The 15,107-nt window shown below is 70.0% G+C and carries 12 protein-coding genes; 9 read left to right on the top strand and 3 right to left on the bottom strand.

Features of this window, described 5'->3' with window-relative positions; translation table 11 throughout:
* Positions 1-57: 57 nt before the first annotated feature.
* Positions 58-2,058 (top strand): CocE/NonD family hydrolase, encoded by a 2,001-nt coding sequence (locus BUE30_RS08330; RefSeq protein WP_073328397.1) that lies wholly within the window; start codon positions 58-60, stop codon positions 2,056-2,058.
* 103 nt (positions 2,059-2,161) lie between these two features.
* Here the strand turns inward: BUE30_RS08330 and BUE30_RS08325 are convergent, their stop codons facing one another.
* On the bottom strand, positions 2,162-3,772 hold the full coding sequence (locus BUE30_RS08325; protein ID WP_073328393.1) for an ABC transporter substrate-binding protein: 1,611 nt from the start codon (positions 3,770-3,772) through the stop codon (positions 2,162-2,164).
* A gap of 245 nt (positions 3,773-4,017) precedes the next feature.
* Between BUE30_RS08325 and BUE30_RS08320 the strand changes: the two genes are divergently transcribed.
* From BUE30_RS08320 to BUE30_RS08285, 8 genes are all read left to right on the top strand, one after another.
* Positions 4,018-4,998 carry an ABC transporter permease gene (locus tag BUE30_RS08320; RefSeq protein ID WP_073328389.1) on the top strand — a complete coding sequence of 327 codons (981 nt, stop codon included), beginning with the start codon at positions 4,018-4,020 and terminating at the stop codon, positions 4,996-4,998.
* Entirely contained in the window at positions 4,995-5,918 is a 924-nt protein-coding gene (locus tag BUE30_RS08315; protein ID WP_073328385.1) for an ABC transporter permease, read from the top strand. Before BUE30_RS08320 ends, BUE30_RS08315 begins: the two co-directional genes overlap by 4 nt.
* Complete coding sequence (locus BUE30_RS08310) at positions 5,908-6,237, top strand: FecR family protein (protein ID WP_073328380.1); 330 nt, start codon at positions 5,908-5,910, stop codon at positions 6,235-6,237. The genes BUE30_RS08315 and BUE30_RS08310 overlap by 11 nt, the downstream gene beginning before the upstream one ends.
* Positions 6,234-7,865, top strand: a complete 1,632-nt coding sequence (locus tag BUE30_RS08305) for an ABC transporter ATP-binding protein (protein WP_073328376.1) — start codon at positions 6,234-6,236, stop codon at positions 7,863-7,865. The genes BUE30_RS08310 and BUE30_RS08305 overlap by 4 nt, the downstream gene beginning before the upstream one ends.
* A 151-nt stretch (positions 7,866-8,016) precedes the next feature.
* On the top strand, positions 8,017-9,165 hold the full coding sequence (dapE, locus tag BUE30_RS08300; RefSeq protein WP_073328371.1) for a succinyl-diaminopimelate desuccinylase: 1,149 nt from the start codon (positions 8,017-8,019) through the stop codon (positions 9,163-9,165).
* Positions 9,165-9,581 carry a GNAT family N-acetyltransferase gene (locus BUE30_RS08295; RefSeq protein WP_073330171.1) on the top strand — a complete coding sequence of 139 codons (417 nt, stop codon included), beginning with the start codon at positions 9,165-9,167 and terminating at the stop codon, positions 9,579-9,581. Before dapE ends, BUE30_RS08295 begins: the two co-directional genes overlap by 1 nt.
* A 43-nt stretch (positions 9,582-9,624) precedes the next feature.
* Positions 9,625-11,880 (top strand): ribonuclease R, encoded by a 2,256-nt coding sequence (rnr, locus tag BUE30_RS08290; protein WP_073328366.1) that lies wholly within the window; start codon positions 9,625-9,627, stop codon positions 11,878-11,880.
* A 115-nt stretch (positions 11,881-11,995) separates the two neighbouring features.
* Entirely contained in the window at positions 11,996-13,150 is a 1,155-nt protein-coding gene (locus BUE30_RS08285; RefSeq protein ID WP_073330168.1) for a lytic murein transglycosylase, read from the top strand.
* A gap of 18 nt (positions 13,151-13,168) precedes the next feature.
* Here BUE30_RS08285 and BUE30_RS08280 read toward each other — a convergent pair whose 3' ends face one another.
* The gene (locus tag BUE30_RS08280; protein WP_280157193.1) at positions 13,169-13,675 is read right to left on the bottom strand and encodes an RNA pyrophosphohydrolase; all 507 of its coding nucleotides are present in this window, start codon (positions 13,673-13,675) and stop codon (positions 13,169-13,171) included.
* Complete coding sequence (locus BUE30_RS08275) at positions 13,672-15,063, bottom strand: S41 family peptidase (protein ID WP_073328362.1); 1,392 nt, start codon at positions 15,061-15,063, stop codon at positions 13,672-13,674. Before BUE30_RS08275 ends, BUE30_RS08280 begins: the two co-directional genes overlap by 4 nt.
* Positions 15,064-15,107 lie beyond the last annotated feature (44 nt).

Below are 15,107 nucleotides of genomic sequence, written 5' to 3'. Positions count from 1 at the left end.
CGGCCCCCGCCCTGCCCGAACTCGCGCCGGCTCCGCCACGCGCCGACAGGAGATCCCATGAAGACCGTCACCGACTTTCCCCGCGCCGTCACCTGCCACGAGAGCGTCGAGATCCCGATGACCGACGGCACGGTCCTGCGGGCCCGGCTCTGGCTGCCGGACGATGCGGACGCCGATCCCGTCCCGCTGATCCTCGAGCACCTGCCCTATCGACGTCGCGACGGGACGATCGTCCGCGACGAGCTGACCCACCCGTATTTCGCGGGGCACGGCTATGCCTGCCTGCGCACCGACATGCGCGGCAACGGCGACAGCGAAGGCCTGATGGAGGACGAATACACCGCGCAGGAGCTGCAGGATGCCTGCGACGTGATCGCCTGGGCGCGGGCCCAGCCCTGGTGCAGCGGCACGGCCGGGATGATGGGGATCAGCTGGGGCGGGTTCAACTCGCTCCAGGTCGCGGCCCTGAAGCCGGAGGGGCTGAAGGCCGTCGTGACGCTCTGCTCCAGCACGGATCGCTACGCCGACGACATCCACTGGAAGGGCGGCGCGATGCTGGGCGAGAATCTCGGCTGGGCGTCCCAGATGCTCGCCTATTCGTCGCGCCCGCCGGATCCCGAGGTCGTGGGGGCGGACTGGCGGAGGATGTGGCTGGACCGGCTGGAGGCGCAGCCCTTCCTCTTCGAGACCTGGATCGCCCACCAGCGGCGCGACGCCTTCTGGCAGCACGGGTCGATCTGCGAGGACTGGTCCGCCGTCGAGGCGGCGGTCCTGTCCTTCGGCGGCTGGCACGACGGCTATCGCAACACGCCGGCCGCGCTGGCGGCGTACCTGTCCGGCCCGGTCAAGGCGATCGTCGGCCCCTGGATCCACAAGTACCCGCATTACGCCGCCCCCGACCCGGCCATCGGCTTCCTGCAGGAGAGTCTGCGCTGGTGGGACCGCTGGCTGAAGGACATCGACACGGGCGTCGAGGCGGACCCGGCGATGCGCTGCTGGCTGATGGACAGCGTCCGGCCCCATGCCTGGCTCGAGGATCGGCCCGGCCGCTGGATCGCCGAGGCGGAATGGCCCTCGCCCGATATCGGCATGCGGACCTGGCACCTGACCGATGCGGGCCTGTCGACGAAGGAAGGCGCGCTGACCCGCGCCGTCACCTCGCCCGCGGATTGCGGGGCCGGGACGGGGGAATACTTCCCCTTCGCCTACGGGCCGGAACTGCCGCTCGACCAGCGTGGGGACGACGCGCTGTCGGCCTGTTTCGAAGGGCCCGAGACCGGCAAGCCGATGGACATCGTGGGGGCGCCGCGCGTGACGCTGCGCCTGACCTCGGATGCGCCGCAGGGGCAGGTCGCGATCCGTCTGACGGACGTGTTCCCGGACGGGACCTCGGCCCTGATCACGCACGGCTTCCTCAACCTGTCCCACCGGGAGAGCCATGCCGAACCGGTGCCGATGGTCCCGGGCGAGGAGGTGGAGATCACGGTCGATCTCGACCAGATCGCCTATCGCCTACCGGCCGGGCATCACCTGCGGGTCGCCATCTCCACCGCGTATTTCCCCTTCCTCTGGCCCGCGCCCAAGCCGGTGGAACTGGTGCTGAGCGCCGGCCGGCTCGACCTGCCGGTCCGGCCGCTGGCCGAGGGCGCCGAATGGTCCTTCGAAGGGCCGGAGGGGGCGACGCCCTGGCAGCACGAGGTGCTGTCCGAGGGCGGGCTCACCCGGCGGCGCGAGATCGACCTCGCGACGGGGGCCTCGACGCTGGTCATCTCGCATGACAGCGGCGGGACACGCGATCTCGCCCACGGCCTCGCCAGCCGCTCGACCACCGAGGAGCGCTGGTCGATCCGTCCCTCCGATCCGACCTCCGCGCGGGTGGAGACGCGCTGGACCGAGGAGATGTCGCGCGGCGACTGGGCCGTGCGGACCGAGACGACGAGCTGGCTCACCTCCGACGAGGACAGCTTCCATCACGGCGCGACGCTCACCGCCTGGATCGGAGACGAGCAGGTCTTCGAGAAGAGCTGGAAGGACAGCACGCCGCGCGACAACATGTGACGCGCCCCGGCCCTGTTCCGGGGCCGGGGCCGCCCCTCCACCGCAAGCAAAAAGGGGCGGCGCCGGTGCGCCGCCCCTTTTCAGTTTCGCCGCGAGGCGGGACTTACGACATCCACCAGCGCTCGTGCGACTTGTTGCCGTCGTTGATCCAGTTCGAGGCGACATCCTCGCCATGGGTCACGCCGCCACCGACGCCCATGATGTAGTTGGCGAACATCGGCACGATGGCCCCGCCGTCGTCATGGATGAGGGTCTGGCACTCGGCATACATCTCGGCCCGGCGCGCCTCGTCGAGTTCGCCCCGCGCCTCGTCGACGAGCATGTTGAACCGCTCGCTCGCCTCGGTGCCGGTCCAGGCGGTGTCGTTCCACTCGATGTCGTTGGTGTAGCCCGAGGTGTACATCCAGTCCTGCGTCGGGCGGCCGCCCCAGTAGCAGGCGCACCACGGCTTCTTGTTCCAGACGTTGGACCAGTAGCCGTCTGCCGGCTCGCGCACGATCTCGACCTCGATCCCGGCGGCGGCGGCGCTCGCCTGGATGAGCTGGGCCGCGTCCACCGCGCCCGCGAAGGCGGCGTCGGAGGCGGAGAGCTGCAGCGCGCCGGAATGGCCCGACCGCTCGTAGTGGAAGCGGGCCTGTTCGGGGTCGTATTCGCGCTGGGGCAGATCCGCCCAGTAGGGGACGGAGGGGCTGATCGGGTGGTCGTTGCCGATCGTGCCGTGGCCGAGCAGGATCTTGTCGACCATCTCCTGCCGGTTGACCGCCAGCTTCAGCGCCATCCGCAGGTCGTAATTGTCGAAGGGCGGGCTGTCGAGCCGCATCGGGAAGGTGTAGTGCAGGTACCCGGTCTTCTCGAGGATCTCGAGGTTCGGGTTGCGGGCCATCAGCGCGACCGTCTTGGGGTCGAGCCGGTCGGCCACCTGCACCTCGCCCGACATCAGCGCGTTCTGGCGAGCCGTCGTGTCGATGATCGACAACAGCTCCATGTCGTCGAAATAGGCCGCGTCCGACTTGAAGTAGTCGGGGTTGCGGGTGCCCTGGAAGCGCACGCCCGGCTCGAAGTTGACCATGGAATAGCCGCCGGTGCCGATGCCGGCGGTCGGGTCGATCGTCTCGCCGTCCTCGGAGGGGAGGATGATCAGGTGGTAGTCCGACACGATGTAGGGGAAGTCGGCGTTCGGGCCGTCGAGCTCGAACACGACGACGTTGTCGCCCTCCTTGGTGATGTTCACGACCGGCGAGAGGATGCCCTTCGCGGCGGAGGAGGAGTTCTCGCCCCGGTGATAGTTCATCGTGGCGATGACGTCGTCCGCGTTCAGCGTCTTGCCGTTGTGGAAGGTCACGTCGGGACGCAGGGTGAAGGCCCAGACCGCCCCCTCTTCGCGCGGCTCGTAGCTTTCGGCGAGTTCGGCGCGCAGGCTCATGTCCGGCGCCACCTCGGTCAGGCAGTTGCCGTAGGAGAAGCTGACCTGGGTCATCATCCCGTTCTCGTAGGTGCCGGGATCGAGACTGTCGGTGGTGGAACCGAACGCCATGCCGTGACGATAGGTCCCGCCGCGCTGCGGCGTCTGCGCCTCCACCCGGCTCGCCATGCCGAGCGCGGCCGGAACCGCGATGCCGGCCCCGACGAGCGAGGTGATGAAGCTGCGGCGGCTGATCTGGCCGCCCGAGTAGCGGGCCGTGCGTTCGGCGATGTAGAGTTGCTTGCGATCCATGCGGATGCGTCTCCCCTGATTGGTTATCGATCTTGGCGGGGCGCGGACCCCGCGGGCTGTGGCCGGAACAATGACCCCTGACGCCCCGCAAAACAAGGCGAGGGTTCGAAGCTGTGACATATGCGTGGGCATTTGTCCCGCGGGCGGGCAAAAGCGTTTACTTCCGGTCGGCAATCTCCAAGGATAGGCTTCAATACGAGGGCCGGGTCCAACCGCGCCCGATCCTTCTGGGGGATACCCGACACATGCACCCGGTCCTGAAGACCGTTCTCGCCCGCCTCGGCCTCGGGCTGATGACCCTGTTCTTCGTCTCGGTGGTCATCTTCCTGTCGATCGAGATGCTGCCCGGCGACTTCACGCAGGCCGTGCTCGGCCAGGCCGCGACGGAAGAGACGGTGACGGCCTTCCGCCGCGAGCTGGGCCTCGATCAGCCCGCGATCACCCGCTACTTCGACTGGATCGGCGGGGTCGCGACAGGCGATTTCGGCACCTCCTTCTCGGGCCGGGCCGCCTCCGGCGTCGACCGCTCGCGCCCCGTGGTGGCGCTGATCGGCCCCCGGCTGGAGAACACGCTCTTCCTCGCCGGGATGACGGCGGTCATCGCGGTGCCGCTGGCGCTGTTCCTGGGTATCACCGCCGCGCTCTGGCGCAATTCGATCTACGACCGGATCGTCAGCTCGACCACGCTCACCACGATCTCGTTCCCCGAATTCTTCGTCGCCTACCTGCTGATCCTGTTCTTCGCCTCGCTCTGGCCGGTCTTCCCCAGCCTCGCCAATGTCTCGCCCCAGATGGACCTGTGGGAACGGGTCTATCGCTGCATCCTGCCGTCGGCGACGCTGATGCTGGTGATCGTGGCGCACATGATGCGGATGACGCGGGCCGCAATCATCAACCTGCTGGCGCAGCCCTATATCGAGATGGCGCGGCTCAAGGGCCTGCCCGCGCGGACCGTGATCCTCAGGCACGCGCTGCCGAACGCCTGGGCGCCGATCGTCAACGTCATCGCCTTCAACCTCGCCTATCTCGTGGTCGGCGTCGTCGTGGTCGAGGTGGTGTTCGTCTATCCCGGGATCGGCCAGCTGATGGTCGACGCGGTGACGACGCGCGACATCCCGGTGGTGCAGGCCTGCGCGCTGATCTTCGCCGCGACCTACATCCTGCTGAACCTCTTCGCCGACATCATCTCCATCATCACCAATCCGAGGCTGCTGCATCCGCGATGACCAACACCACGGACGAGACGTATTCGGCGGCGGCGGAAGTCGCGCAGGTCAGGGTCCGGCGGACCTGGCGCGAGCGGGCCTGGCTGTCGCTGAAGAAGGCGCCGCCGACCGCCTGGTTCGGCATGGTGGTGATCGCGATCTACCTGGTCGTGGCGATCCTGGCGCCGCTGATCGCGCCCTATGGCGAGGCGCAGGTCTTTCCCGCGCCCTACGCGCCCTGGTCGGCCGAGCACCTGTTCGGCACCGACCAGATCGGGCGCGACATCTTCTCGCGGCTGATCTACGGCGCGCGCAACACGATCGGCATCGCGCTGGCGACCACGCTGCTGGCCTTCACCATCGGCGGCGGGCTGGCGCTGGCGGCGGCGATCCTGCGCGGCTGGACCGACCAGATCCTGAGCCGGATCGTCGACGTGCTGATGGCGATCCCGTCCCTCATCTTCGCGCTGATGCTGCTGTCGATCTTCGGCGCCTCGGTCGTGTCGCTGATCCTCATCATCGCGGTGCTGGACAGCACCCGCGTCTTCCGCCTGACCCGGGCCGTGGCGATGAACGTCGTCGTCATGGAATATGTCGAGGCCGCGCGCCTGCGGGGCGAGGGCACGGGCTGGATCATGCGGCGCGAGATCCTGCCCAACATCCTGCCGCCGCTGGTCGCCGAGTTCGGGCTGCGCTTCTGCTTCGTCTTCCTGACGGTCGCGGCGCTGAGCTTCCTCGGCCTTGGGATCCAGCCGCCCACGGCGGACTGGGGCTCGATGGTGCGCGAGAACGCCTCGCTCATCCAGTTCGCCCAATACGACCTGAAGGCCGCGCTGACCCCGCTGCTGCCGGCCGCCGCGATCGCCCTGCTGACGGTGGCGGTGAACTTCGTCGTCGACTGGTTCCTCTACAAGACCAGCGGCCTGCGCGATGAGCGCTGAGCGTCGCCTCGTGGCGCCGGCCGTCCTGCTGGCGGCCGTGTCGGCCTGCGCGCCCGTGGCCGGCCCGGCGGGCGGCCTGCCCTTCCTCGGAAGCTGGGCCTGCACCGGCGGGCTTGGCCCCGCGCTCGACTTCACGGGCGTGACCTATACCGAGGGCGGGCAGACCCTGAACGTCGTCGAAACGGCCAGCTACGGGCCGAACTACACGCTCGACCTCGCCGACGGGTCGCGCGTGACCCTCTTCGACGTGACGGGCACCACCCTGACATGGCACCGCCCCGCCACGGGCGAGAGCCGCGACTGCACGAGGATTCCATGAGCGAGCCGCTTCTGAAGATGCGCGACGTCCGGATCGACGGCTTCACGGACGAGCGCTGGCACGAGATCATCAAGGGCGTCGATCTCGACCTCCATCACGGCGAGGTGCTGGGGCTGATCGGGGAATCGGGCGCGGGCAAGTCGACGCTCGGCCTCGCCGCCATGGGCTTCGCCCGGCCGGGCTGCCGCCTGACCAGCGGCGAGATCGTGTTCGACGGCATGGACCTGATGGCGATGTCCGAGCGCCGGAAGCAGAAGCTTCGCGGCACCCGCATCGCCTATGTCGCGCAATCCGCCGCCGCCGCCTTCAACCCCGCGCATACGCTGCTGAAGCAGACGACCGAGGTGGCGGTCCGCACCGGCGTGATGGGGCAGAAGGAGGCCGAGGAGTATGCGCGCGAGCTCTACGCCGCGATGGACCTTCCGAACCCGCGGACGATCGGCGAGCGCTTTCCGCACCAGGTCTCGGGCGGGCAGCTGCAGCGGGCGATGACGGCGATGGCCATGTGCGCCAAGCCCGACCTCATCGTCTTCGACGAGCCGACGACGGCGCTCGACGTGACGACGCAGGTCAACGTGCTGGCCGCGATGCGCAAGGCGGTCAAGGACTACAACACCGCCGCGATCTACATCACCCACGACCTCGCCGTGGTCGCGCAGATGGCCGACCGCATCAAGGTGCTGCGCTTCGGCGAGGAGGTGGAGGAACAGCCCACGGCGCAGATGCTCAGCGATCCGAAGGAGGATTACACCCGCTCGCTCTGGGCGGTGCGGGGCATCGAGAAGCCGGGCGAGAGCGGGCCCGACAAGATCCTCGAGTTGAAGAAGATCACCGCCGCCTACGGCACGACCCCGGTCCTGACCAAGGTGAACATCGCGGTGCCGCGCGGCAAGACGGTCGCGCTGGTGGGCGAGAGCGGGTCCGGCAAGTCGACCACGGCCCGCGTCGTGACGGGCCTGCTGCCCCCGGTCTCGGGCCAGGTGATCTTCGACGGGGCGCCGCTGCCGCCCGAGCTGAAGAACCGCAGCAAGGACCAACTGCAGAAGATCCAGATGATCTACCAGATGGCCGACACCGCCATGAACCCCAAGCAGAGCGTGGGCGAGATCATCGGCCGGCCCCTGCGCTTCTACCACGGGATGAGCGGGACGGCGCAGCGCGAGCGGATCGCCGAGCTGCTGGAGATGATCGAACTCGACCCCTCCTTCGCCGACCGGCTGCCGGGCGAGCTGTCGGGCGGGCAGAAGCAGCGGGTCTGCATCGCCCGCGCGCTGGCCGCCGAGCCCGAGCTCATCATCTGCGACGAGGTGACGAGCGCGCTGGACCAGATCGTGCAGGAGGGGATCCTCAAGCTGCTGCTGCGCCTGCAGAAGGAGCTGGGCGTCAGCTACATCTTCATCACCCACGACATCGAGACGGTGCGCGCCATCGCGGACGAGGTCGTCGTGATGTATCAGGGCGAGGTGGTCGAACAGGGCCTGAAGGAAGAGATCTTCGCCCCGCCGCATCCGGACTATACCGAACTGCTGCTCTCCTCCGTTCCGCAGATGGAGGCGGGTTGGCTCGACCGGGCGATCGCGGAACGGCGCGAGCTGGTGGATTCGCGCGGCGAGGTGGCGACGGACTAGGGCGCTGCCCTCCGGCCCCTGACAGTGCACTCCCCCGTCCGACCGCCGATCGCCGTGCCGGCGGGTGAACCGGCCGGGCCGCAAGCCTCCTGCCCCGATGGCGGCGCCCCCCGGAACCTGCTAACCCGCCCCCGACCGAAGGAGGGCGCGCATGACCGATCCCGTCGATCCCGTCGACCTGACCGCGCGGCTGGTCCGCTGCCCCTCGGTCACGCCCGAGGACGGCGGCGCGCTGGACATCCTGCGGGACCTGCTGGAGCCGGCGGGCTTCGCCTGCACCCGCGTCGACCGGAACGGCACGCCGAACCTCTTCGCCCGCTGGGGCCGGGCCGGGGCGAACCGGACATTCGGCTTCAACGGCCATACCGATGTCGTGCCGGTGGGCGATCCCGCCGACTGGTCGCGCGACCCCTTCGGAGGCGAAATCGTGGACGGCATCCTCTGGGGGCGCGGGTCGGTGGACATGAAATCCGGCGTCGCCGCCTTCGCCGCCGCGGCGGTGGATTTCGTGCGGGACACGCCCCCGGACGGCGCCCTCGTGCTGGCGATCACCGGCGACGAGGAGGGGCCGGGCAAGGACGGCACGACGGCCCTGCTCGACTGGATGGCCGAGCATGGCGAGCGGATGGATCACTGCCTCGTCGGAGAGCCGACCTGCCCCGACACCTTCGGCGAGATGATGAAGATCGGGCGCCGCGGCTCGCTCAACGCCCATGTCACCGTGACCGGCGTGCAGGGCCATGCCGCCTATCCGCATCTGGCGAAGAACCCCCTGCCCGCGCTCGCGCGGCTCTGCGACCGGCTCTGCTCGGCGGTGCTGGACGAGGGGACGGACCATTTCGATCCCTCGACGCTGGCGCTGGTGACGATGGACGTGGGCAACCCGGCCACCAACGTGATCCCCCGGCAGGGGCGCGCGACGGTGAACATCCGCTACAACGACGCCCATTCGGGGCAGAGTCTGTCGGACTGGCTGCGCGCGCAGGCGGATGAGGTGGCCGGGGATTTCGGGGTGGAGATCGCGGTCCGCGTGTCGAACAGCGGCGAGAGCTTCGTGACCCCGCCGGGCGAGCTGTCGGATCTGGTCGCCGCGGCCGTGAGGGCGGAGACGGGCCTGGACCCGGCCCTGTCCACCACCGGCGGCACGTCGGACGCCCGCTTCGTCAAGGACCACTGCCCGGTGGTGGAGTTCGGCCTGGTGGGGCGGGGCATGCATGCCGTGGACGAGCGCGTGCCGGTGGAGGACATCCGCCGCCTCAAGGCCGTCTATGCCCGCATCCTGAAGGACTATTTCGCATGATCCGCGTCGAGGAGACCCGCGACCTCACCCATCCCCGCGCGATCCGCCGCACCGTCTTCATCGAGGAGCAGCGCGTGCCGGAGGCCGAGGAATGGGACGGGCTGGATGGCGAGGCGATCCAGCTCGTCGCCTTCGACGGGGACCGGGCGGTCGGCACCGCGCGGATCCTGACCGGCGACGGCTACGGCAAGATCGGCCGCGTCGCCGTGCTGAAGGAGGGGCGCGGCCTCGGGACGGGAGCGGCGCTGATGCGCGCCGCGATCGAGCGCCTGCGCGCGACGCCGGGGATCCGCGAGGCGCGGCTGGGCGCGCAGACCCATGCGCTGGGATTCTACGAACGGCTCGGCTTCGTCGCGCATGGCGAGGAATACGACGATGCCGGCATCCCGCACCGGAACATGACGCTGCGCTTCTAGCCCCTCCTGTCCGAGCCTGCCTGCCCGTGCTAGGTGCGGCTCCATGACAGACCTCCCCAGCAAGGCGCAGATCCGCGACTGGATCGCGCAGCATCCGCAGGAAACCACCAAGCGCGAGATCGCGAAGGCGTTCGGCATCAAGGGGGCCGCGCGGATCGACCTCAAGCGGATGCTCAAGGAGCTGGAGGCGGAAGGGGTCGTCCTCAAGTCGCGCAAGACCTTCCGCGACCCCGAGACGCTGCCGCCGGTGAGCGTCATGCAGGCGCTGGCGCCGGACGCGTCGGGCGATCTCTACCTCAAGCCGATGGAATGGCATGGGCAGGGGGCCGAGCCGCGGATCCTGTTCCAGCCCCGCGACGGCGACCCCGCTTTGGCCGAGGGCGACAGGCTGCTGGCGCGGCTGACCGCAACGCCGGGGGAGGAGCAGGACTACACCGCCCGGATGATCCGGCGCATCGCCCAGGCCGCGGGCTCGGTCGTCGGCATCTACCGCAAGGAGGCCGAGGGCGGCCGCATCCTGCCGGTCGAGAAGGGGTCGAGCCGGGACTGGCTGGTCCCGGCGGGGGCCGAGAACGGCGCCCGCGACGGCGAGCTGGTGGAGGCGGAGCCCGCGGGGCCGAAGGGCCGGATGGGCCTGCCGAAGGCGCGGATCACCGCCCGGCTCGGCGATCCGTCCGCGCCGCGCGCCGTGTCGCTGATCGCGATCCACGAGCACGGCATCCCCGACCGCTTCCCCGCGGAGGTGATCGACGAGGCCGAGCGGATGAAGCCGGTGGGCCTGAAGGGACGAGAGGATCTGCGGCACCTGCCCCTCGTCACCATCGACCCCACCGATGCGCGCGACCGCGACGACGCGGTGCTGGCGATCCCCGACGACGACCCGGACAATCCGGGCGGCTTCGTGCTGTGGGTCGCGATCGCGGACGTGGCGGCCTATGTCAAACCGCAATCGGATCTGGACCGGGAGGCGCGCAAGCGCGGCAATTCGACATACTTTCCGGACCGCGTCGTGCCGATGCTGCCCGACGCGCTCTCGGGCGATCTCTGCTCGCTCCACGAGGCGGTGCCGCGCGCGGTGATCGCGGTGCGCATGGTGATCGAGGCCGAGGGGCGCAAGCGGACCCACGACTTCCACCGCGGCCTGATGGAGAGCCGGGCCTCGCTGCCCTACGAGGAGGTGCAGCGGGCGATGGACGGCGAAGTGTCGGACCGGCTCGGCCCCCTGATGGAGACGGTGATCCGGCCGCTCTACGCCGCCTACGGCGCCCTCACACGCGCCCGCGAGGCGCGGCAGCCGCTCGAGCTGGACCTGCCCGAGCGTCAGATCGTGCTGGACGAGGCGGGCGAGGTCACCTCGGTCGACTTCAAGGAGCGGCTCGACGCGCACCGGCTGATCGAGGAATTCATGGTTCTCGCCAATGTCTGCGCGGCCGAGACGCTGATCGCGAAAAAGACCCCCCTGCTCTTCCGCGTGCACGAGGAACCCGACCCCGAGAAGCTCGACGCCCTGCGCGAGACGGCGCAGGCCTCGGGGCTGACGCTGGCGAAGGGGCAGGTGCTGCAGACCTCGCACCTGAACCGGCTGCTGAAACAGGCCGAGGGCAAGGACGAGCAGGAGCTCATCAATCTCTCCACCCTCCGCGCCATGACGCAGGCCTATTACAATCCCGAGAATTTCGGGCATTTCGGTCTCGCCCTGCGGAATTACGCGCATTTCACCTCGCCGATCCGGCGCTATTCGGACCTGATCGTGCACCGCGCGCTGATCCGCGCCCACGGATGGGGCGAGGACGGGCTGTCGGAGGTGGATGTCGAGATGCTGGACGCCACGGCCAAGCAGATCTCGGATACCGAGCGGCGCAGCATGGTGGCCGAACGGGACACGACCGACCGCTACCTCGCCGCCTACCTGTCCTCCCATGTCGGGACCGAGATCGGCGGACGGGTCAGCGGGATCAGCCGGGCGGGCGCCTTCGTCAAGCTGGACGGGACGGGGGCGGACGCGCTGGTCCCGATGCGGGCGATCGGGGATGAGTATTTCCACTACGACCGCGACAGCCAGACGCTGATAGGCGGCGACAGCGGACGGGTGATCGGCCTCGGCGCGCGGGTGCTGGTGCGGCTGGACGAGGCGGCGCCGATCTCGGGCGGGCTGATCGCCACCCTGCTGGAGGTGGAGGGCGACGCGATGGCGGGCGCACGGACGCGGCGCCCCGGCAAGCCGCCGAAGCGGGCGAAGGGGCGCGCCGCCCATGCCGGCCGCGCGAAGGAGCGCAAGGTCCGCCGCCGCCGCCAGTGACCGGTCATGACGCGGACGTGATCGGCGGGGCGGCGCCGAGCGGCGCGCGCGTCATTGCGCCGCCCCGCCGGTCCTCTAGCCTGCGGGGCAACCAGATATTCGAGGCTTGCAGGCGATGACATCACCAAGGAAATTCGGCGCGATCGCGGCCCTGGCCGTGCTCGCCGCCTGCGGCGGCGGCTACGGCGCCGGCCAACCCGTCGAGAGGAGCCCTGTCGTGCAGCCCACCGCCGAACAGAGCGCACGCTTCGCCCAGTGGGTCGCCGGCTTCCGTCCCCGCGCCCTGTCCGAGGGGATCTCGCCGGCGGTCTACGATCGCGCCTTCGCCAGCGCGACCTACCGGCCCGACGTGATCGAGCGCGACCGCAACCAGGCCGAGTTCAGCCGGTCGCTGCGACAGTACCTGGGCAGCGCCGTGACGGATACCCGCGTGGCCGAGGGGCGGGCGATGCTGGCGCGCTACGGCTCGGTCCTGGACGAGATCGAGGCGCGCTACGGCGTCGACCGCGAGGTCGTGGTCGCGATCTGGGGCCTGGAGAGCAGCTACGGGTCGAACCGGGGCGACATTCCCACCATCTCGGCCCTCGCCACCCTGGCCGAGGACGGGCGGCGCGGCGAGTTCTTCGCCGGGCAGCTGATCGCGGCGCTGCGCATCCTGCAGAACGGCGACGTCTCGCCCGAGGGCATGGTCGGCAGCTGGGCCGGCGCGATGGGACACACGCAGTTCATTCCGACCAGCTACCAGTCGCTCGCGGTGGATTTCCGCGGCGACGGCCGGCGCGACATCTGGTCCGAGGATCCGACCGACGCGCTCGCCTCGACCGCGCGCTACCTGCAATCGTCGGGCTGGACGCGCGGCGTGCCCTGGGGGGCGGAAGTCGGCGGCACGACCAGCATCCCGGCGGGCGTGTCGACGAACACGGTCACGCCGGAGGCGGGCGGCCCGTCCTTCCGCTTCACCCGCAACGCCGAGGCGATACGCCGCTACAACAATGCGACGACCTACATCATCGCGGTCGGGCATCTCAGCGATCGGCTGCGCGGCGCGGGGCCGCTGGTCACGCTCTGGCCCGCGGGGGAACGGCCGCTGACCGAGGCCGAGCGCATCGAGATGCAGCGCCTGCTGACCGCCGCCGGCTACGACACGAACGGCACGGACGGGCGCGTCGGGACCGGCACGTTCCAGGCGATCCGGGACTGGCAGGCGGCGAACGGGCAGAGCGTCACCGGCGAGCCGTCGCTGGCGCTGCTCGCCGCCCTGCGGCGCTGAGGGGGCCGCAGGAAAGGGTCAGAGCAGGCTGCGGAATTCCCGCACGACCTCTTCGTAGACGGGGCGCTTGAAGGGGACGATGGCCTCGAGCGCCTCGTCCGGCATCGCCCAGCGCCAGGCCGAGAATTCGGGATGGTCGGTGGCGATGTCGATGTCCGCGTCGGCGCCGGTCAGGCGGACGAGCAACCAAGTCTGCTCCTGACCGCGAAAGCGCCCGCCCCAGCGGGCGTCGGCGACGCCCGGCGGGAAATCGTAGGCATGGGGACGCGCCGAGACGGCCTCGATCCGCACCTTGTCCGGGGCAAGCCCGGTCTCCTCTCGCAGCTCGCGAAGGGCAGCCTCCTCGGGCGATTCGCCCGCGTCGATCCCGCCCTGCGGCATCTGCCAGGCCGCCTCGGTCCGGTCCGCGCGCTGGCCGAGGAAGACCTCGCCCCGCGCATTCGCCAGCATCACCCCGACGCAGGGACGATAGGGCCGGGGATCCCCGTCAGCGTCGCCGGAGGGATCGGCCGCCCGGTCGGTCACTGGTCGACGACCGCGGCCTGGTCCTCCGCCTCGGAGCGGACGACGGCAGGCCGCTCGACCTGCGGGCCGAGGGCGGACAGGCCCTTGAGGATGTCGATCGCGTAGGCGAGCTGGTAATCCTCCTCGCGCAGCTGCGCGGCGGCCTCGGCCCGATCGCGCTCTTCCTCGAGGGTCTGCATCTCGTCGTCGGAGAGCGATTCGTTGGTCAGCGCGCCGCGCAGGTCGGCCTCGCTGCGGAACGGCAGCGTCTCTTCCTCCTCCGCATCGGGATCGACGGGATCGGGTCGCGGCTGGTGGACGACAATGTCGGGCGAGATGCCCAGCGCCTGGATCGACCGGCCGGACGGCGTGTAGTAGCGCGCCGTGGTCAGCCGCATCGCGGCATCGCCCTGCAGCGGCATGACGGTCTGGACCGATCCCTTGCCGAAGCTCTGCTCGCCCACGACGATGGCGCGGCGGTGATCCTGCAGCGCGCCGGCCACGATCTCGGAGGCCGAGGCAGAGCCGCCGTTGATCAGCACCACGATCGGCAGTCCGTCGATCAGGTCGCCGTCCTGCGCGTAGTAGCGGTCGCCGTCCGCCGGGTCGCGCCCCCGCGTCGAGACGATCTCGCCCTCGTCGAGGAAGGCGTCCGCGACATAGACCGCCTGGTTCAGCAGCCCGCCCGGATTGTTGCGCAGGTCGAGCACGACGCCGTTGACGTTGTCGATCCCGCCGGCGGCCTCGATCTGCTCGGCCAGGCCCTCCTGCAGGTTGGGGAAGGTCTGGTCGGAGAAGGTCGTGACCCGCAGGACCACCGTCTCGCCCTCGGTGCGCGAGCGGACGGCGGTGAGGCGGATCGTGTCGCGGATGATGGACACGTCGAAGGGCTCGTCCTGCCCCTCGCGCACGAGGGTGATGACGATCTCGGATCCGACGGGGCCGCGCATCAGCTCGACCGCCTCGTCCAGCGTCAGGCCGAGCACGCTCTCGCCGTCGACGGCGGTAATGAAGTCGCCCGCCTCGACGCCCGCCGCGTCGGCCGGGGTGCCGTCCATCGGAGAGACGACCTTCACCCAGCCCTCCTCCTGTGTCACCTCGATGCCGAGGCCGCCGAATTCGCCCCGGGTCTGCACCCGCATCGCGGTCGCATCCTCGGAGGAGAGGTAGCTGGAATGGGGGTCGAGCGAGGTCAGCATGCCGTTGATCGCCGCCTCGATGAGGTCGGTCGGCTCCACCTCCTCGACATATTGCGCGCGGATCCGCTCGAAGATGTCGCCGAAAAGGTCGAGCTGCTCGTAGACGGTGCTCTGCCCGGTCTCCTGCGCGAAGAGCGGGGCGGCAAGCTGGGTGGAGGTCACCAGCCCCAGGGCGATCCCGCCCCCGGCGGCCATCAGGACGTGTCGCATGTGTCTCTCCCCGTCTGTCGCGGCCCCTCGCCCTGGCGGGGGCC

Origin of the sequence: Wenxinia saemankumensis, assembly GCF_900141735.1 — a bacterium.
GTDB classification, from domain to species: Bacteria; Pseudomonadota; Alphaproteobacteria; order Rhodobacterales; family Rhodobacteraceae; genus Wenxinia; species Wenxinia saemankumensis.
The sequence above is the reverse complement of the archived record's forward strand: the minus strand, read 5'-3'. Positions and strand labels throughout refer to the sequence as shown.